Source organism: Pseudomonas sp. 3B-A001-10F, assembly GCF_056313565.1.
This window is the reverse complement of the sequence record NZ_JBQYFW010000015.1, coordinates 1-26407: the sequence shown is the minus strand read 5'-3', so window position 1 is coordinate 26407 and position 26407 is coordinate 1. Positions and strand designations below refer to the sequence as shown.

At 58.6% G+C, this 26407-nt stretch carries 26 protein-coding genes and 1 pseudogene; 16 read left to right on the top strand and 11 right to left on the bottom strand.

The features are described from left to right. Positions 1–209: 209 nt before the first annotated feature. From AC0ZWN_RS15540 to AC0ZWN_RS15530, 3 genes are all read left to right on the top strand, one after another. The gene (locus AC0ZWN_RS15540; protein ID WP_476335630.1) at positions 210–1271 is read left to right on the top strand and encodes a Gfo/Idh/MocA family protein; all 1062 of its coding nucleotides are present in this window, start codon (positions 210–212) and stop codon (positions 1269–1271) included. Between the two features lie 2 nt (positions 1272–1273). Next, positions 1274–2089 (top strand): sugar phosphate isomerase/epimerase family protein, encoded by an 816-nt coding sequence (locus tag AC0ZWN_RS15535; RefSeq protein ID WP_476335628.1) that lies wholly within the window; start codon positions 1274–1276, stop codon positions 2087–2089. A gap of 113 nt (positions 2090–2202) precedes the next feature. Next, entirely contained in the window at positions 2203–3081 is an 879-nt protein-coding gene (locus AC0ZWN_RS15530) for a DMT family transporter (protein WP_034153813.1), read from the top strand. A gap of 126 nt (positions 3082–3207) precedes the next feature. On the opposite strand, the gene AC0ZWN_RS15525 is transcribed toward AC0ZWN_RS15530, so the two are convergent. Then, on the bottom strand, positions 3208–4545 hold the full coding sequence (locus tag AC0ZWN_RS15525) for an MFS transporter (RefSeq protein WP_099757240.1): 1338 nt from the start codon (positions 4543–4545) through the stop codon (positions 3208–3210). Positions 4546–4903: 358 nt separating this feature from the next. Here AC0ZWN_RS15525 and quiC point away from each other — a divergent pair, with 358 nt between their 5' ends. Then, a complete protein-coding gene (quiC, locus tag AC0ZWN_RS15520) occupies positions 4904–6805 on the top strand; it encodes a 3-dehydroshikimate dehydratase QuiC (protein ID WP_095048737.1) in 1902 nt (633 codons plus the stop codon). 101 nt (positions 6806–6906) lie between these two features. Then, a complete protein-coding gene (locus tag AC0ZWN_RS15515) occupies positions 6907–7584 on the top strand; it encodes a TetR/AcrR family transcriptional regulator (protein ID WP_095048736.1) in 678 nt (225 codons plus the stop codon). A gap of 98 nt (positions 7585–7682) precedes the next feature. Here AC0ZWN_RS15515 and AC0ZWN_RS15510 read toward each other — a convergent pair whose 3' ends face one another. Both AC0ZWN_RS15510 and aroQ read right to left on the bottom strand, forming a co-directional pair. Further along, entirely contained in the window at positions 7683–8537 is an 855-nt protein-coding gene (locus AC0ZWN_RS15510) for a shikimate dehydrogenase (protein WP_476335626.1), read from the bottom strand. 5 nt (positions 8538–8542) lie between these two features. Continuing rightward, entirely contained in the window at positions 8543–8983 is a 441-nt protein-coding gene (gene aroQ, locus AC0ZWN_RS15505) for a type II 3-dehydroquinate dehydratase (protein WP_008084592.1), read from the bottom strand. Positions 8984–9297: 314 nt separating this feature from the next. On the opposite strand from aroQ, the pseudogene AC0ZWN_RS15500 reads away from it, so the two are divergent. After that, a pseudogene (locus tag AC0ZWN_RS15500) lies at positions 9298–9725 on the top strand (DUF4160 domain-containing protein). Further along, the gene (locus AC0ZWN_RS15495) at positions 9722–10168 is read left to right on the top strand and encodes a DUF2442 domain-containing protein (RefSeq protein WP_008084597.1); all 447 of its coding nucleotides are present in this window, start codon (positions 9722–9724) and stop codon (positions 10166–10168) included. The pseudogene AC0ZWN_RS15500 and the gene AC0ZWN_RS15495 overlap by 4 nt, the downstream one beginning before the upstream one ends. A 55-nt stretch (positions 10169–10223) precedes the next feature. Here the strand turns inward: AC0ZWN_RS15495 and trmA are convergent, their stop codons facing one another. Both trmA and AC0ZWN_RS15485 read right to left on the bottom strand, forming a co-directional pair. Beyond that, positions 10224–11303, bottom strand: a complete 1080-nt coding sequence (gene trmA / locus AC0ZWN_RS15490; protein WP_476335625.1) for a tRNA (uridine(54)-C5)-methyltransferase TrmA — start codon at positions 11301–11303, stop codon at positions 10224–10226. Continuing rightward, positions 11300–12595, bottom strand: coding sequence for an NCS2 family permease (locus tag AC0ZWN_RS15485; protein ID WP_095048731.1), 1296 nt, complete (start codon positions 12593–12595; stop codon positions 11300–11302). The genes trmA and AC0ZWN_RS15485 overlap by 4 nt, the downstream gene beginning before the upstream one ends. 222 nt (positions 12596–12817) lie before the next feature. Here AC0ZWN_RS15485 and AC0ZWN_RS15480 point away from each other — a divergent pair, with 222 nt between their 5' ends. Next, entirely contained in the window at positions 12818–13267 is a 450-nt protein-coding gene (locus tag AC0ZWN_RS15480; RefSeq protein WP_476335624.1) for a DUF4879 domain-containing protein, read from the top strand. Between the two features lie 66 nt (positions 13268–13333). Next, positions 13334–13879, top strand: coding sequence for a DJ-1 family glyoxalase III (locus tag AC0ZWN_RS15475; RefSeq protein ID WP_095048729.1), 546 nt, complete (start codon positions 13334–13336; stop codon positions 13877–13879). 12 nt (positions 13880–13891) lie between these two features. Here AC0ZWN_RS15475 and AC0ZWN_RS15470 read toward each other — a convergent pair whose 3' ends face one another. Both AC0ZWN_RS15470 and AC0ZWN_RS15465 read right to left on the bottom strand, forming a co-directional pair. Further along, on the bottom strand, positions 13892–14179 hold the full coding sequence (locus AC0ZWN_RS15470; RefSeq protein WP_095048728.1) for a HigA family addiction module antitoxin: 288 nt from the start codon (positions 14177–14179) through the stop codon (positions 13892–13894). A gap of 118 nt (positions 14180–14297) precedes the next feature. Next, positions 14298–15536: an MFS transporter gene (locus AC0ZWN_RS15465; RefSeq protein WP_007909739.1), complete on the bottom strand. Its 1239-nt coding sequence runs from the start codon at positions 15534–15536 to the stop codon at positions 14298–14300. 395 nt (positions 15537–15931) lie between these two features. Here AC0ZWN_RS15465 and AC0ZWN_RS15460 point away from each other — a divergent pair, with 395 nt between their 5' ends. The 3 genes from AC0ZWN_RS15460 (at position 15932) to AC0ZWN_RS15450 (ending at position 18632) form a co-directional block, all read left to right on the top strand. Continuing rightward, positions 15932–17374 (top strand): cytochrome ubiquinol oxidase subunit I, encoded by a 1443-nt coding sequence (locus AC0ZWN_RS15460; protein ID WP_093434734.1) that lies wholly within the window; start codon positions 15932–15934, stop codon positions 17372–17374. 3 nt (positions 17375–17377) lie between these two features. Continuing rightward, positions 17378–18385 carry a cytochrome d ubiquinol oxidase subunit II gene (gene cydB, locus AC0ZWN_RS15455; RefSeq protein WP_093434736.1) on the top strand — a complete coding sequence of 336 codons (1008 nt, stop codon included), beginning with the start codon at positions 17378–17380 and terminating at the stop codon, positions 18383–18385. Between the two features lie 79 nt (positions 18386–18464). After that, positions 18465–18632, top strand: a complete 168-nt coding sequence (locus AC0ZWN_RS15450) for a DUF2474 domain-containing protein (protein WP_095048725.1) — start codon at positions 18465–18467, stop codon at positions 18630–18632. Between the two features lie 72 nt (positions 18633–18704). On the opposite strand, the gene AC0ZWN_RS15445 is transcribed toward AC0ZWN_RS15450, so the two are convergent. Together AC0ZWN_RS15445 and AC0ZWN_RS15440 are read right to left on the bottom strand one after the other, a co-directional pair. Then, positions 18705–19829, bottom strand: a complete 1125-nt coding sequence (locus tag AC0ZWN_RS15445; RefSeq protein ID WP_476335622.1) for a methyltransferase — start codon at positions 19827–19829, stop codon at positions 18705–18707. A gap of 177 nt (positions 19830–20006) precedes the next feature. Then, complete coding sequence (locus AC0ZWN_RS15440) at positions 20007–20720, bottom strand: autoinducer binding domain-containing protein (protein WP_460096983.1); 714 nt, start codon at positions 20718–20720, stop codon at positions 20007–20009. 322 nt (positions 20721–21042) lie between these two features. Here AC0ZWN_RS15440 and AC0ZWN_RS15435 point away from each other — a divergent pair, with 322 nt between their 5' ends. Further along, complete coding sequence (locus tag AC0ZWN_RS15435) at positions 21043–21819, top strand: ferredoxin--NADP reductase (protein ID WP_476335621.1); 777 nt, start codon at positions 21043–21045, stop codon at positions 21817–21819. A gap of 46 nt (positions 21820–21865) precedes the next feature. On the opposite strand, the gene mscL is transcribed toward AC0ZWN_RS15435, so the two are convergent. Further along, positions 21866–22279 carry a large-conductance mechanosensitive channel protein MscL gene (gene mscL / locus AC0ZWN_RS15430; protein ID WP_093434751.1) on the bottom strand — a complete coding sequence of 138 codons (414 nt, stop codon included), beginning with the start codon at positions 22277–22279 and terminating at the stop codon, positions 21866–21868. Positions 22280–22565: 286 nt separating this feature from the next. Between mscL and katB the strand changes: the two genes are divergently transcribed. The 3 genes from katB to radA are packed head-to-tail and all read left to right on the top strand — an operon-like array spanning position 22566 to position 26125. Then, the gene (gene katB / locus AC0ZWN_RS15425) at positions 22566–24107 is read left to right on the top strand and encodes a catalase KatB (RefSeq protein WP_476335619.1); all 1542 of its coding nucleotides are present in this window, start codon (positions 22566–22568) and stop codon (positions 24105–24107) included. 59 nt (positions 24108–24166) lie between these two features. After that, positions 24167–24712 carry an ankyrin repeat domain-containing protein gene (locus AC0ZWN_RS15420; RefSeq protein ID WP_476335618.1) on the top strand — a complete coding sequence of 182 codons (546 nt, stop codon included), beginning with the start codon at positions 24167–24169 and terminating at the stop codon, positions 24710–24712. A gap of 45 nt (positions 24713–24757) precedes the next feature. After that, the gene (radA, locus tag AC0ZWN_RS15415) at positions 24758–26125 is read left to right on the top strand and encodes a DNA repair protein RadA (RefSeq protein ID WP_007909773.1); all 1368 of its coding nucleotides are present in this window, start codon (positions 24758–24760) and stop codon (positions 26123–26125) included. A 47-nt stretch (positions 26126–26172) separates the two neighbouring features. Here radA and AC0ZWN_RS15410 read toward each other — a convergent pair. Continuing rightward, the coding region (locus AC0ZWN_RS15410) for a transposase (RefSeq protein WP_476335616.1) at positions 26173–26407 on the bottom strand (235 nt) is incomplete at its 5' end.

The window sequence follows — 26407 nt, the reverse complement described above, 5'->3', positions numbered from 1 at the left end:
TGCTCGCGAAAGCGTTCTGTCAGTCAGCATTGATGTTGCTTGACACGGCGCCTTCGCGAGCAGGCTCGCTCCCACATTTGATTTGGGTTGTTCATGGAAATTGTGCGGTGTTCGCACGGTTTTAGGATGGATGGGTGTTTGATTCTGGAACTCGGTTCTAAATTGTTGCTGGAGTGATATTCCAACAACAATCACAAAAGGACCGCACCTTGAATTCGCCCCTTCGAATCGCCCTGATCGGCGCCGGCAACATGGGCCAGCAACATTATCGGCATCTGCAAACCCTCAACGAAGCAACGCTGTGCGCGGTGGCGGATCCCGGGTCGCAAGCAGCAGGGCTTGCGGCGGAATGGGGTGTAAGGCATTTCGCTGATCATCGTCAGATGCTGGAGCAAATCCGGCCAGACGCGGTGATCGTCGCCAATCCGAATAATCAACACGTCAGCACGGCACTCGATTGTCTGGCGGCGGGCGTGCCGGTGCTTCTGGAGAAGCCGGTCGGCGTGCACCTGGATGAAGTGCGCGAACTGGTTGCGGTGGTCAAAAGCAGCGGCGTGCCGGTGCTGGTCGGCCATCATCGGCGCCACAACCCGCTGATCGTTCGCGCTCATGAGCTGGTGCAGAGCGGGGCGCTTGGACGGCTGATCACGGTGACCGCACTGTTCCAGTTGCGCAAACCGGACAGTTATTTCGAGATCCCGTGGCGCCGTGAACCGGGCGCCGGGATGTTGCTGACCAACCTGATTCACGATCTCGATCTATTACGGCATCTGTGCGGTGAAGTGCGCTCGGTACAAGCGATCACCGACAACGCCGTGCGCGGTTTCGCCAACGAAGACAGTGCGGCGGTGTTGCTGCAATTCGAAGGCGGCACACTGGGCACATTGAGCGGTTCCGACGCGGTCGCCGCGCCGTGGAGTTGGGAGCTGGATTCCGGCGAGAACCCGGTGTATCCACGTCAGGCCGATCAGCCGTGCTATCTGCTGGCCGGGACCGCCGGTGCCTTGAGCATTCCGCAGCTTAAGCGTTGGCACTATGGCTCTGAGCAGGTCGACGCCGGTTGGCATGAGCCCTTGTTGATGGTCGAAGAATCCTACGGCGGTGACGACGCTTTACGCTTGCAGTTACTGCATTTCGTACGCGTGGCGCGGCGTGAAGTCGAGCCGCTGGTGAGTGCGGCCGATGCTGCGCGCACTTTGGCGCTGATCGAAGCGATTCGCGAGGCCGCCGCCACCGGCCGTGCCTGCACCCCTGCGCTGATTGAGGCTTGAACATGAACGAACGAATCCTGTCTCTGGCCAGCCTCACTGTGCTGGAGTTGTCGCCACCGCAAATGGTCGAAGTGGCGGCATGTGCTGGTTACAGCCATGTCGGCCTGCGCCTGGAACCGGCGACGCCCGAGGAGCATCATTTCCCTTTGGTCGCCGATGCTGAATTGCGCCGTCAGACTTTGCAGCGGCTGCGCGACACCGGTATCCGCGTGCTCGACGTGGAAATCCTGCGTCTGAAGCCGCAAACCGACGTCGCCGATTTCGAGAAACTTCTTACGGTCGGTGCGGAATTTGGCGCTACCGAATTGCTGGTCGCCGGTAACGATCCTGATGAACAGCGGCTCACCGATAACTTTGCGGCGCTTTGCGATCTGGCCGCGCCTTACGGGCTGCACCCGCATCTGGAGTTCATGCCCTGGACTGATGCGCGCAACCTCGAACAAGCGCTGCGAATGGTCGAAAACGCTGATCGGGAAAACGCTGCGGTGCTGGTCGATGCGTTCCACTTTGATCGTTCGGCGTCACGCTTGGAGGATCTGGCTGGAGTGCCAGTGTCGCGTCTGCGTTATGCGCAATTATGTGATGTAGCGGGGCCGAGGCCGTCAGACATGGCCGAGATCTTGCGTCAGGCGCGCAACGAGCGGCGGTTTCCCGGCGAGGGTGATTGCGATCTGCTCGGGTTGCTGCGAGCGCTGCCGACTAATATTCCACTGAGTCTGGAAATTCCCACGGTAAAACTGCTCGAGCAGGGCGTGAGCGGATTGGAGCGAGCGCAGATGGCGATCGACAGGACGCGGGAATTGTTGGCGCGACTGTGAGTCTTTTTTGTGGCGAGGGAGCTTGCTCCCAGTGGACTGCGTAGCCGTCCCGGATCGGTAACCGCTGCGCGATCTCCTTCGCCACCGTATTGTTGTTCAAACAGGGATAACCAATGACTGTCAGCACCCCGCTCTCCGGTGTCAACCAACCCTTCAAGGGGATCTTGCTGATTGTCGTGGCAACCTTCCTGTTCTCCAGTCACGACGCATTGTCGAAATACCTGTCCGGTTTTTATCCGATCGTGATGGTGGTCTGGGCGCGCTATCTGGTGCACACACTGCTGATGGCGGGGATTTTTCTGCCGCAATCCGGGTTGCGTGTGCTGCGCACCAAGAAGCCGTTATGGCAATTGGTTCGGGCACTGTGCCTGCTCGGCACCAGCCTGTTCTTCACCACCGCGTTGTTGTACATCCCGTTGGCGGAAGCCACGGCGGTCAACTTTCTTGCGCCAGTGTTGGTGACCGCATTGTCGGTGCCGCTGCTCAAGGAGCGAGTGACCCGAGGTCAATGGATCGCGGTGATCTGCGGCTTTATCGGCGTGCTGATCATCGTCCATCCCGGCGGTGAGTTGTTCACTCCGGCGGTCTTGCTGCCGTTCTGCTCGGCGCTGTTTTTCTGCTTCTATCAACTGCTGACCCGCAAGCTCGCCGAGGTGGACAGCCCGACCACCAGCAACTTCTTTGCCGGGTTATGCAACACGCTGGTGATGAGTGCACTGGTGCCGTTCTTCTGGCAGGTGCCGACGTTGACCCATGCCGGGTTGATGCTGGCGCTGGGCAGTTGCGGGATGACCGCGCATTTGTTTCTGACCCAGGCGTTCCGCCATGCCGCGCCGGCACTGCTGGCGCCGTTCGGTTATTGCCAGATTGTGTTTGCCGGGTTGTTGGGCTGGCTGCTGTTCAATCACACGCCGAGTCTGCTGACGATCATTGGTATCGCGGTGATCTGTTGCAGCGGACTGGCGGCAGCGTGGCAGCAGAGCCGCCGTTGAGGGATACGCAAACCCCTGTGTAGGAGCTGACGAGTGAAACGAGGCTGCGATCTTTTGATCTTCAACATCAAGATCAAAAGATCGCAGCGTGCCGCAGCTCCTACAAGGAAGCCGGGTGTAGGCAGATTACTCGGTGACGGTAGGAATCTTGCGCGGTGCCATGAAGTACATCCACGTCAGCGCAATGAAGTACATCGCCGGAATCAGGGTGAACAACACGGTGTAGTTGTTGTTGGTCACGGTGAGGATGTGGCCGACGATCTGGGTCATGAACATCCCGCCGATCGCTGCGCACATGCCGCCGAAACCGAACACGGTGCTCATCATGTGCTTGGGCGTGTAGTCCATTACCAGGCTCCAGATGTTTGCTGTCCACGCCTGGTGCGCACCGATTGCCAGAGAAATCGCGGCCACCGCCACCCACAGGTTGGCTGAGCCGGCGGCCATGATCACGCCGATGATGCAGCAAGCAAACAGGAACATCGACAGCAGCCGCGCTTTGATCGAGTTCATCCCGCGACCGATCAGGAACGAAGACAGAATGCCGCCACCGACGCTACCGAAGTCGGCCGTGACGTAGATGATGATCAGCGGAATACCCATTTGGGTCACGTTGATGCCCAGATTGTATTGCTGATTGAGGAACGGCGGCAGCCAGTACAGATAGAACCAGAACACCGGCGCGGTCAGCGAGTAGGCGAGGGCGAAGGCCCAGGTGCCGCGCATCCGCAGGATTTTCGAGAACGGCACGCGGGCCTGTTCCGGTTCGACTTCTTGCTGGATGTAGTCCAGTTCGGACTGCTTAACGCTCGGGTGATCTTCCGGGTTGAAGTACTTCAAGCCCCAGAACAGCAACCAGATCCCGCCCAGTGCCGACATGCACAGGAATGCCGCTTGCCAGCCCCAGACGTGCAGGACCAGTGGCAGCAGCATCGGCGTGAACATCGCACCGACGTTGGTGCCGGCGTTGAAGATGCCGGTGGCAACCGCACGTTCGCCGGCCGGGAACCACAGGCGCGTGGTTTTCACGCAGGCCGGGTAGTTCGCCGCTTCAGTCAGGCCGAGGATAAACCGGCAGACCATGAAACCAACGGCTGACGTTGCCAGACCGTGGGCACCGGTGGCCAGGCTCCACAGCAGCACGGCGCAGAAGAACACGCGCTTGACGCCGACCCGGTCGATCAAGCGTCCTTGCAGGACGAAACCGATCGCGTAGCCGACCTGAAACCAGAAGTTGATGTTGGCGTAATCCATCGCCGTCCAGCTCATTTCCTTGGCGAGGATGGGCTGCATGACGCCGAGGGCGGCGCGGTCGATGTAGTTCAGGGTAGTGGCGAAAAACACCAGCGCCAGCATGCCCCAACGGGTCTTGCCGACAGCCATGGCGCCGCGGATCTTGTCGCCGATGCCACCCGTGGCAGTGCTCATGGCCGGAGCCATGCGGGAAGTCTGTGAAGGAATCATGTGTTCCACCCGTTTTTGGATTTGTTATTTGGTGTGCTTGTTACTTGCACGCTGCGACCGGTGGTTCAGATCCGGACTCAATGTGCAGTCGATGTTGGGCAGTGGACGAAAAATCGTCAATTCGCCAAACCGCCATTGTGTTCGATAATCGCACGCAAAACTAACCGGGTAGTACACTTTAAATTGCTGCCACGTTCGATGCAGCCAATAATTTCCCCCACTATAAAAATCATCCTGTGTAGGAGCTGCCGAAGGCTGCGATCTTTTGATTTTGCTTTTCAGCAATAAAGATCAAACGATCGCAGCCTTCGGCAGCTCCTACAGTAAAGATAAAGCGGCGCAGTCCGGGAGTTGAAACATGCAGCGTTCCATTGCCACCGTTTCCTTGAGCGGCACCCTGCCGGAAAAACTCGAAGCCATCGCCGCCGCCGGGTTCGACGGGGTGGAGATTTTCGAAAACGACCTCCTGTACTACGACGGCAGCCCGCGGGAAATTAAACAGATGTGCGCCGATCTCGGCATCGCCATCACTCTGTTTCAGCCGTTCCGCGATTTCGAAGGCTGCCGCCGTGATCGCCTGGCGCGTAACCTTGAGCGCGCCGAACGCAAGTTCGACCTCATGCAGGAGCTGGGCACCGACCTGGTGTTGGTCTGCAGTAACGCCTCGGCCGACAGCGTCGGCGATCAGCAAATTCTAGTCGATGATCTGCGCCTGCTGGCCGAGCATGCCGGCGCGCGCGGCTTGCGCATTGGTTACGAAGCGCTGGCGTGGGGCCGTCACGTGAATACTTATCAACAGGTCTGGGACATCGTGCGTCAGGCCGATCACCCGAGCCTCGGCGTGTTGCTCGACAGCTTCCATACGCTGTCGTTGAAGGGCGATCCCCGCGCCATTGCCGACATTCCCGGCGACAAGATTTTCTTTGTGCAAATGGCCGACGCGCCGATCCTGGCCATGGATGTGCTGGAGTGGAGCCGGCATTTCCGTTGCTTCCCGGGACAGGGCGAATTCGATCTGCCGGGTTTCCTCGCGCCGATCATCCAGAGCGGTTACGCCGGGCCGCTGTCGCTGGAAATTTTCAACGATGGCTTCCGCGCCGCGCCGCCACGGGCCAATGCCGCCGATGGTTTACGTTCACTGCTGTATCTGGAAGAGAAGACCCGCCAGCGTCTCGAGCAGGAAGCGACGCCTGTCGCCAATCGCGAAATCCTTTTCGAAACACCGAAGGCCAGCGAGTACAACGGCATCGAATTTCTTGAGTTCGCCGTTGATGAAAGCCTCGGCGCCAAGCTGTCGAACTGGCTGGAACGCTTGGGGTTCGTCAAGGCCGGGCAGCATCGTTCCAAGAGTGTGAGCCTGCTGCGTCAGGGCGACATCAACCTGATCCTCAACTCCGAACCGTATTCCTTTGCCCACAGCTTCTTCGAGGCTCACGGCCCGTCGCTGTGTGCCACGGCTGTGCGGGTCAAGGACAGCGCCAGTGCATTGGCACGCGCCGTCGCTTACAAAGGTCAGCCCTATCGTGGACTGGTCGGCCCCAACGAACTGGAACTGGCGGCGGTGCGCGCGCCGGACGGCAGCCTGATTTATCTGGTGGATGAGCAGGCCGACGTTTATGGCACCGACTTCAATCTGCTGGCAGATGCTCCCGCCCGTGGCGGTCTGAAACGCATCGACCACATGGCCATGGCGTTGCCGGCCGACAGCCTCGACAGTTGGGTGCTGTTCTACAAGAGCCTGCTGGATTTCGAGGCGGACGATGAAGTGGTGCTGCCTGATCCGTATGGTCTGGTGAAGAGCCGCGCCTTGCGTAGCCGCGACAGTTCGATCCGCTTGCCGCTGAACATCTCCGAGAACCGCAACACCGCCATCTCCCACGCGCTGTCGAGTTATCGCGGCTCCGGTGTGCACCACATCGCCTTCGATTGTGACGACATCTTCGCCGAAGTCAGTCGCGCCAAAGAAGCCGGCGTGCCGCTGCTGGATATTCCGCTCAACTATTACGACGACCTTGCCGCGCGCTTCGATTTTGACGACGAGTTTCTCAGTGAACTGGCGTATTACAACGTTCTGTACGACCGTGATGCGCAGGGCGGTGAGCTGTTCCACGTCTACACCGAACCGTTTGAAGGGCGCTTCTTCTTCGAGATCATCCAGCGTAAGAACGGCTATGCCGGGTATGGCGCGGCGAACGTCGCGGTGCGTCTGGCGGCGATGGCCAAATCTCGCAGTGGTGCCGTGCGCCAGGCGAAGTTGTAGGAAATTCGTAAACGCGGGATTAAACACGGGCCGCGCGGCTTCCTTCACTGTGCTGCGCAGCCCATAATCGCCGCCTGTGCAGTGATGGCCGTGAGCCCGCAATGACGATGAATACAGAACTTTCCGCAGCTCCTGAAGTTTCCACTGTAGAGCCGCGCAAGAGTCGCAAGAACAACCCGGAAAAGACCCGCGAGAACATCTTGCAGGAGGCGATCGTCGAGTTCGTCCAGCAAGGCTTGTCCGGGGCTCGCGTCGATGCGATCGCCGAGCGAATCCACACCTCCAAACGCATGATCTATTACTACTTCGGCAGTAAGGAGCAGTTGTACGTCGAGGTGCTGGAAAAGCTTTACGGTGACATCCGCAGCACCGAAAACCGTCTGCACCTGGCCGAGCTGGCGCCGGTAGAGGCGATTCGGCGTCTGGTGGAATTCACCTTCGATCACCACGACCGCAACGTCGATTTCGTGCGCATCGTCAGCATCGAAAACATCCATAACGCCGAATACGTGAAGCGTTCCGATGCGATCAAGGCGATGAACAACACCATCCTCGATTCACTCGGCGAGATTCTGCGTCGTGGTGCTGCTGAAGGTGTTTTCCGTGTAGGGCTGGATGCGCTGGATGTGCATTTGCTGATCAGTTCTTTCTGCTTCTATCGCGTGTCGAACCGGCACACGTTTGGCGAGATCTTTCAGATCGATCTGCCGGATGAAAGCATCAAACAGCGGCATCGCGAGATGATTTGCGAATCGGTGCTGCGCTACCTGCAGGCCTGACACATTCCCCTGTGGGAGCGAGCCTGCTCGCGAAAGCGGTGTGTCAGTCAACAGATGTATTGGCTGGCCGTAAGCCTTCGCGAGCAGGGGGAAAGAACTCAGCCATTCATGCTTTGAAAATGCGCGAGCATCCGCTGCGCGTCCGGCACCACGTCACTGAACAATTCAAACGCTTTCACTGCCTGAAACACCGCCATGTTGCCGCCATCCAGCGTCCGGCAACCCAGCGCGCGGGCGTTGCGCAGCAGTTCGGTTTCCAGCGGGAAATACACAATCTCCGCCACCCATAAATCCTTACGCAGGAGTTCGACCGGCACCGGCATGCCCGGCAGTTTGGCCATGCCCATCGGCGTGGTATTCACCAGCCCGTCCGCTAGATTCAGCGTGCTCGGCAGATCATGCCCGGCGATCGCACGAGCAACGCCGAAATGCTCATTGAGATTGTTCGCCAGGCTTTCGGCGCGGTCACGGTCGACGTCGAAAATACTCAGTTGTTGTACGCCTTCGCTCAACAACGCGTGGGCCACTGCCGCGCCTGCGCCACCGGCACCCATCTGGACTACACGCTCGCGGGCGGCGTCTTTCAGACCTCGGCGAAAACCTTCGGCGAAACCGAGGCAGTCCGTGTTGTGGCCGACACGCTTGCCATCCTTCAGCACCACCGTGTTCACCGCGCCGATGCCTTTGGCTTCCGGTGACAATTCGTCGAGCAGCGGAATGATCGCCTGCTTGCACGGGAAGGTGATGTTCAGCCCGGTGTAGTTCATCCGCTCGGCCGCCAGCAGCAGGTCGGGCAGGGCGGTGCTGTCCATTTTCAGTTGATCGAGATCGATCAGTCGGTACAGATAACGCAGGCCTTGGGCATCACCTTCGTGCTCATGCAGCGCCGGCGTGCGCGAGGCCTGAATACCGGCGCCGATCAGCCCGGCGAGTATTACGTTAGAGCGAGACATGCGAGTTACCCCTTCAGCCGCTGGCTGAAATGTTCCAGCGCCAGGCGATAGCCATGACTGCCAAACCCGGCCATTACCGCCGTGGCAATCGCCGAGACAAACGAGTGATGACGAAACGGCTCGCGGGCGTGGACGTTGGACAGGTGTACTTCAATCACCGGCAATTCACTGGCCACCAGTGCGTCGCGAATCGCCACCGAAGTATGCGTCCACGCGGCCGGATTGATCACGATCCCGGCGCAACGGCCACGGGCGGCGTGAATCCAGTCGAGCAGTTCGCCTTCGTGATTGGTCTGGCGAAACTCCACGGCCAGGCCGAACTCTTCTGCCGCGCGACCGCATAACGCCGAGATATCCGCCAGGGTTTCGTGACCGTAAGTCGCCGGCTCGCGGGTGCCGAGCAGGTTCAGGTTCGGGCCGTTGAGCACCAGAACGATAGGGGGCATGAGGGGTAACTCCACTTATTGTTTTTGGCTTTGGCCGAGGATTTCAGCCTGTGGAGATAAAATGTACTAGATGGTTACCATGGTCAATTGAACAAAAATGGACGTGGCGTTTTATGTTCGGTGATCGCACAGAAGCAATATTGATCGAGATATGACGACAGCTTTGCTTACGTTTTTCACTGGAGATTGCCCGGCTCATAACCTGTTGCGACGCTAGCCTGAAAAGCGGTGAAACGTCATGTGCCGATCACCAGTCGTCGGATTTGAAAGGAATCTTGAATCCTGAAACTTATTAACCTAACTGATGGGTTGGCATGAAGGTGTGCAGCTACAAAGGATTGTCGATTGTCATCATGTTGCGAGATGAGCATTGCCCCCGCACGTTCACGTGAATTCAGGTAGCTGGAGCGCCCGATTACAGTTCAGTTTCTGGCACAACGATATTGAGCTTTGGGATGTCATGCCGCTTTCTCGTCGACCACCGTTAACCGTGCTGGATGGCTTGTGTCGATCTCTTGAGCAGCCTGCTCATCTGCGACGAGCACGCGGGATCTGGTGGTCAAGATTGCAAACTGTCTGTCTCGACAATCAATTGTGGGACAGCCATTCAAACGAAGTGCTGGGGATGAAACTCGTTACTGACAAGACATACAGAGTGGGATCGGCGCGTTATCTGCCAGAAGAGGGCAAAACTCTTCTGACATTGATAGGCGCATTGGAAGGAGTGGAAATCGATTTATGAAAGTCATCAAGGCTAAGCCATCCACACATCGTCCCCTGACGGAGGAGATGATCGACGCCGCCATCCTGCAAGGGGAGGCACGCCGAGCGAGTAGCTTGCAGGCTGTCTCCGTAACCTTTGAAGAATCATCTCTGGTCATCCGTTTTGAGGATGGCAGTGGTGTGTTGCTTCCGGTGAACCAGTATCCAGAGTTTGACGGGTTTGATGCAGGCGATTACGAGGGGCTGACAGTCGGCTTCGCAGGCACTGCGCTTTGCCATGAGGGCAAAGACCTTGACGTTTCCATTGCCGGGATGATTTCAGCGAGCCCGTCACTCATGAGGATGGCTGCGTCGGTGGTTGCTTCACGTAACGGTCGTCAAAGCAGTGCTGCGAAGTCCGAAGCTGCTCGGGCGAATGGCAAAAAGGGCGGGCGACCACGCAAGGCCGATCCCGCGTTGTAAACACCCACAAAAAAGCCGTCAATCACGACGGCTTTTTCGTATCCGGCATTAGCAATCAGCGGCGAGTCAACAACACACCCGATTCCATGTGATGCGTCCACGGAAACTGGTCAAACAACGCGCACTGGGTAATACGGTGCGTGTCGTGCAACTGGGCGATGTTGGCCGCCAGGGTTTCCGGGTTGCAGGAGATGTACAGGATGTTGTCGAAGCGGCGGGTCAGCTCGCAGGTGTCCGGATCCATGCCGGCGCGCGGCGGGTCGACGAAGACGCTGCCGAACTCGTAGCTCTTCAGGTCGATGCCTTGCAGGCGACGGAACGGGCGCACTTCGTTGAGCGCTTCGGTCAGTTCTTCGGCAGACAAACGCACCAGAGTGACGTTATCCACAGCGTTTTCGCTGAGGTTGCTCAATGCCGCGTTGACCGAGGTTTTGCTGATTTCAGTAGCCAGCACTTTGCGCACGCGAGTCGCGAGCGGCAGGGTGAAGTTGCCGTTACCGCAATACAGCTCCAGCAAGTCGTCAGTGCGGTCACCGAGTGCTTCGTACGCCCAGTTGAGCATCTTCTGGTTCACCGTGCCGTTCGGCTGGGTGAACGCGCCTTCCGGCTGGCGATAGCTGAAGGTGCGACCGCCGACTTCGAGTTTTTCGACCACGTAATCGAGGCCAAGCACTTCGCGTTTGCCCTTCGAGCGTCCAATGATGCTCACACCGAGATCCGCCGACAACCTGGTTGCTGCCGCGTGCCAGTGTTCGTCCAGCGGGCGGTGATAGCACAGGGTGATCATCGCATCGCCAGACAGTGTGGTCAGAAACTCCACTTGAAACAGCTTGTGGCTCAGCGCCGAACTGGCTTGCCACGCCGCTTTCAATTGCGGCATCAACTGGTTGATGCGCAGGCTGGCAATCGGGAACGCTTCGATGAGGATCGGCGTGCGTTTGTCGTCCTGAGAAAACATCGCGTAATGCCGCTCGCCACCTTCGCGCCACAGGCGGAATTCGGCGCGCAGACGGAAGTTCTGCAGCGGTGAGTCGAACACGGTCGGCTCGGGGGCATCGAACGGCGCCAGCAGATCACGCAAACGCGTGACCTTGGCTTCAAGTTGCTCGGCGTAAGCCTGGGAATCGAATGTCATGCGTTGAACCAACCCAACTTGATCACAAACAGAATCGACAGAATCACCAGCGCCGGGTTCAGCTCACGAGCGCGGCCGGACAGCAACTTGATCACGGTCCAGGCGATGAAACCGAACGCGATGCCGTTGGCGATCGAGTAAGTGAACGGCATGGCCAGCGCGGTCACCACGACCGGTGCGGCAACGGTGATGTCGTCCCAGTCTATTTCGGCCAGACCGGAAGTCATCAATACGGCGACGAACAGCAGTGCCGGCGCGGTGGCGAAGGCCGGAACGCTGGCCGCCAGTGGCGAGAAGAACAGTGCCAGCAGGAACAGAATCGCCACGACGATGGCGGTCAGACCGGTACGCCCGCCCGCACTCACGCCGGCAGCGGATTCGATGTAACTGGTGGTGGTCGACGTACCCAGCAACGAACCGGCCATGGCCGCGGTGCTGTCGGCGATCAGTGCGCGGCCCATTTTCGGCATGTGGCCGTCCTTGCCCATCAGGCCGGCGCGCTTGGCAACGCCGATCAGGGTGCCGGAGTTGTCAAACAGGTCGACGAACAGGAAGGCGAAAATCACGCTGACCAGACCGATGTCCAGTGCGCCTTTGATGTCCAGCTGCATAAAGGTCGGCGCCAGCGAAGGTGGCATCGAGGTCACGCCGTTGAACGGGGTGACGCCCATGGCGATGGAAATGATGGTCACGGCCAGAATGCCGATCAGTACTGCACCGCGCACTTTCAATGCTTCGAGGGCGACGATCAGGGCAAAACCGAGGGTGGCGAGGATCGGTGCCGGGGCTTTCAAGTCACCGAGGCCGACCATGGTCGCCGGGTTGCTGACGACGATGCCAGCGTTGTGCAGGGCGATCAGTGCCAGGAACAGGCCGATACCGGCAGCAATCGCCGAGCGCAGCGGTAGCGGGATGCTGTTGATGATCCATTCACGGATACGGAAGATCGACAACAGGAAGAAGCACACGGCCGAGATGAACACCGCACCCAGCGCCACTTGCCAGGTGTGGCCCATGTGCAGGACGACGGTGTAGGTGAAGAAGGCGTTCAGACCCATGCCCGGCGCAAGGGCGATCGGGTAGTTGGCGATCAGGCCCATGATCGTCGAACCGATCGCAGCCGCCAGACAGGTGGCGACAAACACCGCACCCTTGTCCATGCCGGTCTCACCGAGAATGCTCGGGTTGACGAACAGAATGTAGGCCATGGCCAAGAAAGTCGTGATGCCCGCCAGAATCTCGGTGCGCACGTTGGTGTTGTGTGCCTTGAGTTGAAACAGCCTTTCCAGCATGTCTGCTCCCCGTGGCGCGCGTGGCGCCGTGAATGTATCGACCTCAACAGCAAAGCACAGACCATCGCAAGCGCCTGGAAAATTGTGGTGGGCCGGAAAAAGCCGCGCATCATACCAGCAGCGTGAGGAATATGGCGGTTGTTGGTGTCGATCGTCGGCGAAGTTTTGCCTAGAAGCCAACTGCGCCATACTGCGCGCTGATTTTTTCGGGGCGGGAAGCGCATGAGCAGTTGCTGGATAAAGGTTTTGGGTTTGATTGCCGCGCTGATGGCCGTGACGCCGGTAGCGCTGGCGGCCTCGGCGGAGCCGTTGACCCAAGTGAAAGTGATCAAGGTGCAATCGCCGGCCTGTGGCCTGGAAGACATTGGTGATGGGCAGACACAGACCCAATGCAATCACAACGGGCCGAGCATCAAAGTCTATGTACTGGAAGTCGGATACGGCCAGAGCCAGCCGCATGCCACGCTGGATGGTTTCGAAGTGAACGGCACCCGAGCGCCGGTATGTGCCTTTGATAATGGCAACCTGACCGAGTGCAGTCCGGGCCGTAGCACCGTCGGTTCTCTTTATACCTTCGATCTGGCGGGCAAACAGGAAGGTACCTTCACCTTCAGCAACACCTCGATCAACGCGCCACGCAACACGATGTCGACCCAGCTTTACATCAAGTAACGGCTGTTGCAGCGCGATCCGGGTGAAGCTGACTACGCTTCAAGTATCACCCAGCGGATAGCGCCCATGACCTTTAGAGCCCTGATTACCCTCGCCGAGGGCATCGATGATCTGCAAAGCGTGACCCTGATCGACGTGCTGCGCCGCGCCGGCATCGAAGTGGTCGCCGCCAGTATTGAAGGACGACGCATGCTGACCTGCGCGCGTGGTACACGCCTGACCGCCGACGGCATGCTGGTCGATGTGCTGGCGCAAACCTTCGACCTGATCGTACTGCCCGGCGGTGTTGTCGGTTCACAACATCTGGCCGCACATCAACCGCTGCAACAACTGCTCAAGGATCAAGCCAGCGCCGGACGCCTGTTCGCCGCCATCGCCGAATCCCCGGCCGTCGCCCTGCAAACCTTTGGAGTGCTGCGTCAACGACGCATGACCTGTTTGCCCAGCGCCAGCCATCAACTCTCGGGCTGTACGTTTGTTGATCAACCGGTGGTGGTCGACGGCAATTGCATCACCGCGCAAGGTTCCAGCGCTGCGCTGGAGTTTGCCTTGACGCTGGTCGAGCAACTCGGCGGCAAGGCCTTGCGGGTGAAAGTGGCGGGGGAGTTGTAGTGGCTGGAGGTGTCAGGCGTGGACAGCGATCAGTTCGATAACCGGTTGCTCCCGATGCTCCGCTTGCCACAGATCGTAGTCGGTTTGTACGCCTAGCCACACACGCGCCTTGCCAATGCCAGCACGCTCAAGACGCACAGCCAGATCCGGGCTGATTGGCGCATGTCCGTGTAGTACACGGGAAAGATGTGGGCGCGCGAAGCCCAAGTGTCGGGCCAATTCGGTCACGCTGATGCCAAGCTCGGGCAAAACATCCATCAGCAGGGTTTCGCCGGGGTGTGGCGGGTTGTGCATGGGCATGAGCCTGCCTTCTGTCAGTGAAGGATTTGATCATGGGCTGGAGTGTAAGGCGATACATTACACTCGGTGCGGTAACTATGTACCGCACCTTTTCAGTTATTTTGTGTTTTGGAGGTTGTCAGACCTTCACCTCTTCCACCGGCACATGCATCCGATCCCGGTTAGCCAACGTCGGAAACAACTTGATCCACGTCCCGGTCACCACCAGCGTGCCGATCCCGCCCATGACCACCGCTGGGACAGTACCGAACCAGTGAGCGGTGACACCGGACTCGAATTCGCCCAACTGATTGGAAGCGCCGATAAACAGCCCGTTCACCGCGCTGACCCGGCCGCGCATTTCGTCGGGGGTTTCCAATTGTACGAAAGAGGCGCGGATGACCATGCTGATCATGTCCGCCGCGCCGAGCACCACCAGCACCGCCAGCGAGAACCAGAACGAGGTCGACAGGCCGAAGGCGATGGTGGCAACGCCGAATACCCCGACCGCCGTGAACATCACTCGGCCAACGTTGCGTTCTACGGCAAATCGGGCGAGGAACAGCGACATCCCCAATGCGCCGACCGCCGGTGCCGAACGCAGCAGGCCGAGGCCCCATGGCCCGGTCAACAAAATATCCTTAGCAAACACAGGCAACAGCGCCGTGGCGCCGCCGAGCAGCACCGCAAACAGATCCAGCGAAATCGCCCCGAGAATGTCCGGGCGGCTGCGAATGAAGCGAATCCCGGCCAATAACGAATCCAGCGTGGCTTTGCCTTTGTTCAACGGCGTTTGCCGCGCGGGCAGGTTGAGCATCAAGGTGCAGGCAATGACATACAGCAGCACGGTCGGGCCATACACCCAGACGCTGCCGAACGCATAGAGCAAGCCGCCCAGCGCCGGGGCGACGATGGTTGCCGACTGTTGCGCCGATTGTGCCGCTGCCACCGCCCGTGGGAACAGTGCGCTGGGCACAATACTCGGCAGCAGTGCCTGGGTGGTCGGCATCTCGAACGAACGCGCCGCGCCGAGCAGGAAGGCGAGGATGAAGATCATCTCGCGGGTGACGTGATCGGTGGCGCTGCCGATGGCCAGCGCCAGGGCGATCAATGCCTGCAACGACTGACAGATCGCCGCGACTTTGCGCCGGTCGTAACGATCAGCGACATGCCCGGTGTGCAGCATGAACAGCACACGCGGGGCGAATTCGACGAGCCCGACCAGACCCAGATCGAGGACGTTGCCGGTCAATTGGTAGAGGTTCCAGCCAATTGCCACAGTGAGCATCTGAAAGCCGCTGGCGGTGAAGATCCGCGCGAACCAGAAAGCGAGAAACGGACGATGGTGACGTAACAGCAGGGGCTCTTGGCTGGGCATCTGAAGGCAGGTCTGGCTCGAGGGGAACCGCGAGGTTATCACCAGTCTGTAACAGGAAGTTGCTATGACAAAAAATTTAGTTAGCCAGACATCGATTTCCTCCAGCTCGCCGCAAGAAATCCATTGCAGAGCATTGCCGCGCCGATGAGGCAACTTGTCACGCGGCAAACGACCACGCAGTTGTTCGTCGGAAATGGGACTACTCTTTCAACGTTGCTTGATCCAGATCAAGACCCTCCCGGGCCATGCTCTGGTGGCCCGTTGGCCAGACTCCCTGCGTTGCGATGGTTGTTAAAAAAGAACGAATCAGAATTCGCCGCACTCCATATCCGTGGGGGCAGTAGGCGCAGGGGCCACAAGCCCCGAAGCCGGTATTACCTGACAGAGGAAGACTTATGTTCGGTTTAGAGGCACTCGATCTCGCCCGAATTCAGTTCGCGTTCACCATTTCGTTCCACATCCTGTTCCCGGCCATCACCATCGGCCTGGCGAGTTACCTCGCGGTGCTCGAAGGCTTGTGGCTGAAAACCCATAACGACACCTACCGTGACCTTTACCATTTCTGGTCGAAGATCTTTGCCGTCAACTTCGGCATGGGCGTGGTCTCGGGGCTCGTCATGGCCTACCAGTTCGGCACCAACTGGAGCCGCTTCTCGGACTTCGCCGGCGCCGTCACCGGGCCGTTGCTGACCTATGAAGTGCTCACGGCATTCTTCCTTGAGGCCGGTTTCCTCGGGGTGATGCTGTTTGGCTGGAATAAGGTCGGACGTGGGCTGCACTTCTTTTCCACCGTCATGGTGGCCATCGGCACGCTGATTTCGACGTTCTGGATTCTCGCGTCCAATAGCTGGATGCAGACCCCGCAGGGCTTCGAGATCGTCAACGGTCAGGTAATCCCCACCGACTGGCTGGCAATCATTTTCAACCCTTCGTTCCCTTATCGTCTGATGCACATGGCAACGGCTGCGTTTGTCGCCACGGCGTTCTTCGTCGGCTCTTCGGCGGCCTGGCACTTGCTGCGCGGCAAGGACAATCCGGCGATCCGCACCATGCTGTCGATGGCGATGTGGATGGCGCTGATTGTCGCGCCGATCCAGGCCGTCATCGGCGACTTCCATGGCCTGAATACGCTCGAGCATCAGCCGGCGAAAATCGCCGCGATCGAAGGTCACTGGGAAAACAAGGGCGACGAAGCGACGCCGCTGATCCTGTTCGGCTGGCCGGACATGAAAGAAGAGAAAACCAGATTCGCCGTGGAGATCCCGTACCTCGGCAGTCTGATCCTCACTCACTCGCTGGACAAACAGGTCCCGGCGCTAAAGGAATTCCCGCCGGAAGACCGGCCGAATTCGACCATTGTGTTCTGGTCGTTCCGGATCATGGTCGGCCTCGGTTTCCTGATGATCTTCACCGGTCTGTGGAGCCTGTGGCTGCGTAAGCGCGACACGCTCTACACCTCGCGCCCGTTCCTCTATCTGGCATTGTGGATGGGGCCTTCCGGCCTGATCGCGATTCTCGCTGGCTGGTTCACCACCGAAATCGGTCGTCAGCCGTGGGTGGTCTACGGACTGATGCGCACGGCGGATGCGTCTTCAAACCACAGCTTCATGCAGATGAGCATCACCCTGATCATGTTTGTGGTGGTGTATTTCGCTCTGTTCGGCGCAGGTCTCGGTTACATGATGCGCTTGGTGCGCAAAGGGCCGAAGATCAGCGAAGGCGCCGAGACGCCGGACGGTGGTCCAGGCAAGCAGCGTACTCCGGCGCGTCCGTTGTCCGCCGCCGACGATTCGGCCGATGCCGATCACGACACCCCCAGCCTGACCAAGGAGATTTGAGCCATGGGTATTGATCTTCCGCTGATCTGGGCCGTGATCATCATCTTCGGCATCATGATGTACGTGGTCATGGACGGCTTCGATCTGGGCATCGGGATTCTTTTCCCGTTCATCCCGGGCAAAGTCGACCGTGACGTAATGATGAATACGGTCGCCCCGGTCTGGGACGGCAACGAAACCTGGCTGGTACTGGGCGGCGCGGCGTTGTTCGGCGCCTTCCCGCTGGCTTATTCGGTGGTGTTGTCGGCGCTGTACTTGCCGCTGATCTTCATGCTGATCGGATTGATCTTCCGCGGCGTGGCGTTCGAGTTCCGCTTCAAGGCCAAGGACGACAAGCGCCACTTGTGGGACAAGGCGTTTATCGGCGGCTCGGTGGCGGCGACGTTCTTCCAGGGCGTGGCGCTGGGCGCGTTCATCGACGGCTTGCCGGTGGTCAATCGGCAGTTCGCCGGCGGCTCACTGGACTGGCTGACACCGTTCACCCTGTTCTGCGGCGCCGCACTCGTGGTGGCGTATGCCTTGCTCGGCTGCACCTGGCTGATCATGAAAACCGAAGGCAAGTTGCAAGAGCAAATGCACAATCTGGCGCGGCCACTGGCATTCGTGCTGTTGGCGGTGATCGGTGTCGTCAGCCTGTGGACACCGCTGGCACACCCGGAAATCGCTTCGCGCTGGTTCAGCATGCCGAACCTGTTCTGGTTCATGCCGGTGCCGATTCTGGTGTTGGTGACAATGTACGGCCTGATCCGCGCTGTGGCGCGCAATGCCAACTACATGCCGTTCCTGCTGACCCTGGTACTGATCTTCCTCGGCTACAGCGGTCTGGGCATCAGCCTGTGGCCGAACATCGTGCCGCCGTCGATCTCGATCTGGGACGCCGCCGCACCGCCGCAAAGTCAGGGCTTCATGCTGGTGGGTACGCTGTTCATCATTCCGTTCATCCTGGGTTACACCTTCTGGAGCTACTACGTGTTCCGCGGCAAGGTCACCCATGAGGACGGTTATCACTAAGCGAAACCCTTTGGCAGCGAGCCTGCTCGCGATGGCGTCGGCAACGGCGCCATCGATCTGACTGATGAGGATCGAAACAATGACCGGCAAACATTCCCTGCACGACATTGAAGAAGCCGAAAAAAAACCGCTGTGGCAGCGGCTCGGCTGGTTGGCCTTGATCTGGGTCGGTAGCGTCGGCGTGCTGTTTATCGCCGCCAGCCTGATGCGCCTGTTCATGAACGCGGCAGGCCTGACCACGCACTGAATCATCCCGTCCCGGCGCCTTCGGGTACGGTTTTGCAACCCTCCTCACGGAGGGTTTTTTTTGCCTTGAGGTTTACTTGCGCGCTTTAAGAATGACGAATTTCGGTGTGGCGGCCACTTGCTCGACGCCGCGGAACAGCCGCGCCAGTTTGCTGTGGTAACCCAGATGACGGTTGCCGACGATGTACAGCGCGCCACCCACTACCAGCGCTTCGCGCGCCTGCTGGAACATGCGCCAGGCGAGGAAATCGCCCACCACTTGCTGCTGATGGAACGGCGGATTGCACAGCACCACGTCCAGCGACTGCGCTTCCTGTCCGGCCAGGCCGTCGCCGGCTCGCACGATCACTTCGCGGTCGCCCAGCGCTGCGCGCCAGTTTTCGCTAGCCGATTGCACCGCCATGTACGACTCGTCGACCAGCGTGTACTGCGCATCAGGGTTTTGCAGAGCACTCGCGATTGCCAGTACACCGTTGCCACAGCCCAGATCGGCGACTCGGGCGCTCCCCAGATTTTTCGGCAGATGCGGCAGGAACGCACGCGTGCCGATGTCCAGGCCTTCGCGACAGAACACGTTGGCGTGGTTGAGCAACTCGATCGGTGGCTCGTCGAGGCGATAGCGTGACGGGTAGGGCGAGACGGCCGGGGCTTTTGCTTCAGGCGTGGCGATCAACAAGCGAGCCTTTTTCACCGCCAGCGAGGCTTGCACCGGACCAGTGTAGCGTTCAAGCAGATCACCGGCGGCGCGTGGCAGGTGTTTGACCATGGCCGCTGCGACGACTTCAGCGCCGGGCGCGAGTTGCCCCTGTAAACGGATCAGTTGTTCTTCCAGCAGTGCAAGGGTTTTCGGCACGCGGATCAGCACCCGATCAAACGGTCCGACCAATGGCTCGCTGGCGGGGATCCCGCGAACAGCGTCGAATGCCTGACCATTGCGCAGCAGGTTTTTTTCCAACCCCTGGAAACCGAGGAATGAGTCACCGCTGCTACTGACCCTGACCTTGCCTGACAAACTGGCAGCCAAGGCCCCGAAGCTGTCGTTGAGCACCAATACGTGCGTGTCCGCCGCCGGTTGCTGCGCCGCCAGATGGTTGAGCAGGTATTCGTCAGCGGCATCGAAGGCTTGCAGCGGTTCGTTCTGCTGTTCGGGCTGGCGGATCAGGTCGAGTTGGGCAAAGGGCGTATCAAGCAAAGGCATGGGGCGGGAACTCAGGGTAATCAACGGGGTGTTCCACAGCCCTGACATTGTGCTGCGGCACCGACCGAGTGTACTGCAACGCCGAACGTTCACGTCATCACTCAGGAGGGTCGCGAATGGTACGTTTTTTTCTTGGTTATTACCTGCACGTTTTATAGGGGACGCAAGACTGCTTGATCAGATGATGCCGGCTCTGGCGGCCGCGATGACAGCGGAAATCTTGTTGCAGACGTTGAGTTTCTCGATGACGTTCTGCACGTGGTAGTTCACGGTGCGTTCGCTCAGGCTGAGGATTTTCGAAATCTCATAAGCGGTCTTGCCGCCGGCTGATAATTGCAGAACCTCCAGTTCGCGGGGCGACAGGTGCGGTTGGCGGGGCTTGAGAGATTGGGGCGGCAGCGTCCTGGCGAACAGTTCACTCAGGTGACTGGTGGCGTAGAACATATAACCAAAATGTTCATACAACTCCAGAGGACTGATGGGGCAATGCTTGCGCGCCAGGCTGATAATGCTGCACAAACCGCTTTGCTCATGGTGGAACGACTGTGACCAGCCATATTGCAGTCCATATTGCTGCAAACCCTGCCAAAGCTGAGGCTTTTCTGCGAATACCGATTCGCTCCAGACGATGGGCATCATTGAGTGATTGCAGTGTGCTATTAGTGGGTCGATTTTACTGTAATGTTTCTGATCATATTGTGCGTTCCATTCTTTGGGGTAGTTGTTGATTTGCAAGGGATCAAGACGTAGTTCCCGATTGGGTGAAGTAACCGAAATGGCACAAAAATTAAAGCCCAGGTTTTCGGCGAATCTCAACAGAATCGTATAAGCAGCGTCTATATCCCTGGCGAAAGTCAGTTGCTTTAACTGCGACTCCTTCCACGTTTCCATTACAGAGTCTCCATTGGTATTGCTGGGGGGGCGCAAAATGGATCCAAAAGATCCGGCACGCAACGGAGTGTAGGACGTTTCATACAAGGGGTATTAAATTTTTTCGATATTGATGGTGGGAATGTTTTTATAAAAAGTTCTTAGCGAATGACGGCGTTTAGTATTCAGGTCGTCATCCTAACTTTCAGTTTTGCATTTAAGGTTTCTTGATGAGTTGAGTTTCTATTCATGTAGGTGAATAGCTGAATGCCATTACTCATCGTCGGTGTTTAAGGCGACCAATATGCGCGACACTGGCAGCAATCGTTCAATGGAGTGCCTCATGACCGCCAGTGCCGAGAAATACACCACGCAGACATTGCTTGATGTTCAACCCTTGACCCCAAGCCTGTTTACCTTGCGTACCAGTCGGGATGCAGGGTTCCGTTTCCGCGCCGGGCAGTTTGCCAGGCTCGGTGTGGCCAAAGCCGATGGCAGCATTGTGTGGCGTGCCTATTCGATGGTGTCGTCGCCTTTTGACGAGTTTCTTGAGTTCTTTTCCATTGTCGTGCCGGGCGGGGAGTTCACCAGTGAGCTGAGTCGGCTGCAGGTCGGCGACACCTTGCTGGTGGATCGCCAGGCTTTCGGCTACCTGACGCTGGACCGTTTCGTCGACGGTCGCGATCTGTGGCTGTTATCCACAGGCACCGGGGTGGCGCCGTTTCTGTCGATTTTGCAGGACTTCGAAGTCTGGGAAAAATTCGAGCGAATCATTCTGGTGTACAGCGTGCGCGAGGCGCGGGAGTTGGCCTATCAGGCGTTGATTGCCGGACTCACGCAGCGTGAATACCTCAGCGAACATGCGCACAAATTGCAGTTCATCACGACGGTGACGCGTGAAGCGCATCCTGACGCATTGCACGGGCGCATCACTACCCTGATTGAAAATGGTGAACTGGAGCGCGCCGCGGGTGTGGAGCTGTCGGCGGAGCACTCGCGCGTCATGCTGTGCGGCAATCCACAGATGATCGATGACACCCGCGCGCTGCTGAAAAAACGCCACATGAGCCTCAGCCTGACCCGCCGGCCCGGTCAGGTGGCTGTGGAAAATTACTGGTAAACAAACGGCGCCTCGAAGGCGCCGTTGTTTCTATCGTGCACAGCATTCAGGGCCGGGTGTTCTGGGCCTTGAGCAAGTCGCGGATCTCGCCCAGCAACTCTTCTTCCTTGGTCGGAACCGGTGGCAGGGTAGGGGCCACGGCTTCTTCGCGTTTGAGGCGGTTGATCGCTTTGACACCCATGAAAATGGCGAACGCGACGATCACGAAGTCCAGAATGGTCTGCAGGAATTTGCCGTAGGCCATTACCACTGCAGGCGCATTGCCCTCGGCGGCCTTGAGCGTGACGGCCAGATCACTGAAGTCCACCCCACCGATCAACAGGCCGATTGGCGGCATGATGACGTCACCGACAAATGACGAAACAATCTTGCCGAAGGCAGCACCGATGATGATACCAACGGCCATGTCGACCACATTGCCTTTGACCGCGAAGGCCTTGAACTCGCTTAGCACGCCCATAGTTATTTCCTTGTTACAGATGAGTTTGGTGTACGCAGTGTAAATCAGCAAAACGCGTCCTGCGCGAAACACCTTCTTACAATGCCCGTTTTTATCGACACATCAATCGACGATTAGTTTGCAAAGTGCCACCAATCGCGCGCGTTATATCCTGTAACCTGCTGATCAGAAAGCCAATTCTATCAATCATGGCGTTACGTTCTTTCTATTTATGTTCGACGTCGCAGGCCTCTAGCCTTGGGTTGGCGCATCTGGATGCGCCCCAAAACAACCAGAGGATCCTGATATGAATTTCGCACTTGGACTGGGGGCTTTTCCCCGTCGCCGCACCCTCGGTGTACTCACCGCCAGCCTGTTGACCTTTTCGGTTAACGCCGCGCCCCTGACCCGCGATAACGGTGCCGCCGTCGGCGACAATCAGAACTCGCAGACCGCCGGTGCCAGCGGCCCGGTGCTGCTGCAGGATGTGCAGTTGATTCAGAAGCTGCAGCGCTTCGATCGCGAGCGCATTCCCGAGCGCGTGGTTCACGCCCGCGGCACTGGCGCCCATGGCACGTTCACGGTCACCAACGATCTCAGCGACCTGAGCAAGGCCAAAGTGTTTGCTGCTGGCCAGAGCACACCGGTGTTCGTACGCTTCTCTGCGGTGGTGCACGGTAATCACTCGCCGGAAACCCTGCGCGATCCACGAGGTTTCGCCACCAAGTTCTACACGGCCGACGGCAACTGGGACCTGGTCGGCAACAATTTCCCGACCTTTTTCATCCGTGACGCGATCAAGTTTCCGGACATGGTGCATGCGTTCAAACCGGACCCTCGGACTAACCTAGATGACGATTCGCGCCGATTCGACTTCTTCTCCCATGTACCGGAAGCCACCCGTACCCTGACCGAGTTGTATTCGAACTCGGGAACGCCGGCCAGTTATCGAGAAATGGACGGTAATGGTGTTCATGCTTACAAGTTGATTAACGCCAAGGGTGAAGTCCACTACGTCAAGTTTCACTGGAAGAGCTTGCAGGGACTTAATAATCTCACGCCAAAACAAGTCGCGAACGTCCAGGGTCAAGACTACAGTCATATGACCAATGACTTGGTGAGCAACATTAATAAAGGTAACTTCCCGAAATGGGACTTGTACATTCAAGTGCTGAAACCACAAGATTTGTCCAAGTTTGATTTTGATCCATTAGACGCCACCAAGATCTGGCCAGGTATTCCTGAGCGAAAAGTTGGACAAATGGTGTTGAACCGTAATCCGGCGAATGTCTTCCAGGAAACCGAACAAGTGGCCATGGCGCCAGCCAATGTAGTTCCAGGTATCGAACCTTCCGAAGACCGTTTGTTACAAGGTCGAGTGTTCTCCTATGCCGATACGCAAATGTATCGCCTGGGTGCCAATGCCCTGCAATTGCCGATCAATGCGCCGAAAGTTGCCGTGAACAATGGCAACCAGGATGGCGCAATGAACTTCGGTGCCAGCAACAGCGGTGTGAACTACCAGCCAAGCCGACTGCAACCCCGTGACGAGACACCAAGCGCGCGTTACAGCCAATCGGCGCTATCGGGCAGCACCCAGCAGGCGAAAATCCAGCGTGAGCAGAACTTCAAGCAGGCCGGCGATCTGTATCGCTCGTTCAGCAAGCAAGAACGCCGGGACTTGATCGACAGCTTCGGCGGCTCGCTGGCAACCACCGATGATGAGAGCAAGCACATCATCCTGTCCTTCCTTTATAAGGCCGATCCGGAATATGGCACTGGCGTCACTGAAGTGGCCAAAGGCGACCTGAGCCGGGTCAAGGCGCTGGCAGCGAAACTGGTCGACTGATACCGATGCAGCGCACGCGGGGCCTGAGTCAGGCCCCGTTCCGTTAAAGGAGAATGCTGATGCGAAGCTGTCTTTTACTCTTGGCCGGTTGCCTGTCGTTCGCGGCATGGGCGGCACCGGTCGAGCAGAGTCCCGAGGCAATCCAGGCGCAACTGCGCGACTATTACTTCGATGCGGCCCGACGCGGTGATTTGCCGATGCTCGACACGTTCATCGAGTCCGGGTATTCCCTCGACACCCGCGACAGCAAGGGTTACACCGCGCTGATTCTGGCGGCCTATCACGGTCAGGCTCCGGCCGTGGAGCGTTTACTTGCAGCCGGCGCCGATGCCTGTGCCCAGGATCAACGTGGCAACACCGCGCTGATGGGGGCGATTTTCAAAGGTGAAGTACAGATCGCCCGACGCTTGATGGCCACCGATTGCAGCCCCGATCAGCGCAATGGCGCCGGGCAGACGGCAGCCATGTACGCCGGATTGTTCAAGCGTCTGGAATTGCTCGATGCGCTGAAGGCCAAGGGCGCGGACCTGAATGCCGAAGATCCGTTCGGTAATAGCGCCACGCGTCTGGCCAGTGGCGAAATCCGTAGTGCGGCGCCGCGCTGATCGGCGGTACGTGCGTTATCATCGCGGTTTTTGTCGGGGGTTCTGATGGCCAAGGCCAAGCGCATGTACGGTTGCACCGAGTGCGGCGCAACCTTTCCCAAGTGGGCCGGGCAGTGCGGTGAATGCGGTGCCTGGAACACCCTGACCGAGACCATGATCGAAAGCGGCGGCGCCACGGCACCGACCGGCCGCACCGGCTGGGCCGGGCAGCAGGCGCAGATCAAGACCCTGGCCGAAGTCAGCATCGAAGAAATCCCGCGCTTTTCCACAGCGTCCGGTGAGCTGGACCGGGTCCTCGGTGGCGGTCTGGTCGACGGCTCTGTGGTGCTGATCGGCGGTGATCCGGGTATCGGCAAATCGACCATTCTGTTGCAGACCTTGTGCAACCTGGCCAAAAGCATGCCGGCTCTCTACGTCACCGGCGAAGAATCCCAACAGCAAGTGGCCATGCGTGCCCGGCGCCTCGGCTTACCGCAGGATCAACTGCGGGTAATGACCGAAACCTGCATCGAAACCATCATCGCCACCGCCCGTCAGGAAAAGCCCAAGGTGATGGTGATCGACTCGATCCAGACGATCTTCACCGAACAGCTGCAATCGGCCCCCGGCGGTGTTTCCCAGGTACGTGAGAGCGCGGCGCTGCTGGTGCGTTATGCAAAACAGAGCGGCACGGCGATTTTCCTCGTCGGCCACGTCACCAAGGAAGGCGCGCTCGCGGGTCCCCGAGTTCTCGAACACATGGTCGACACCGTGTTGTATTTCGAAGGTGAATCCGATGGCCGTTTGCGTTTGCTGCGTGCGGTGAAAAACCGTTTCGGTGCGGTCAACGAACTCGGTGTGTTCGGCATGACCGACAAGGGCCTGAAAGAAGTCTCCAACCCTTCGGCGATTTTTCTCACTCGTGCGCAGGAAGAGGTCCCCGGCAGTGTGGTCATGGCCACGTGGGAAGGCACACGACCGATGCTGGTGGAAGTGCAGGCGCTGGTCGATGACAGCCATCTGGCCAATCCGCGTCGGGTGACGCTTGGGCTGGATCAGAACCGTTTGGCGATGTTGCTCGCGGTTTTGCATCGCCATGGCGGCATTCCGACCCATGATCAGGACGTGTTCCTTAACGTGGTCGGTGGGGTAAAGGTGTTGGAGACGGCATCGGATCTGGCGTTGATGGCGGCGGTCATGTCGAGCTTGCGCAACCGGCCGTTGCCGCATGATCTGTTGGTGTTCGGTGAGGTCGGGTTGTCGGGCGAAGTGCGCCCGGTGCCGAGCGGGCAGGAGCGTCTGAAGGAGGCGGCCAAGCATGGCTTCAAGCGGGCGATCGTGCCGAAGGGCAATGCGCCGAAGGAATCGCCTCCGGGTTTGCAGATCATCGCCGTGACCCGCCTCGAACAGGCCCTCGACGCATTGTTTGAGTGAACTCCGAACCTGTGGGAGATTCTATGTTGCCCAGCAACCCTAAAATCTCAGGCTAATCGGTATTCGCCCTGACTTTTCATCAGGGCGAATGCCACTCGACAGAGCTTGCGAGCAAGGGCCACCAACGCCTGTGTTTTCGAGAAGCCTCTGGCCAAGTAAGACTCGTAAAATGGTTTCCACTTGGCTGAGCGACTCGCCGCCATCGCGGCGTTGTACGTCAACCGCCGGATCTCCGGATCTCCTTTTTTGGTCAGGAATCTCGGGCCATTCTTTTTACCCGAA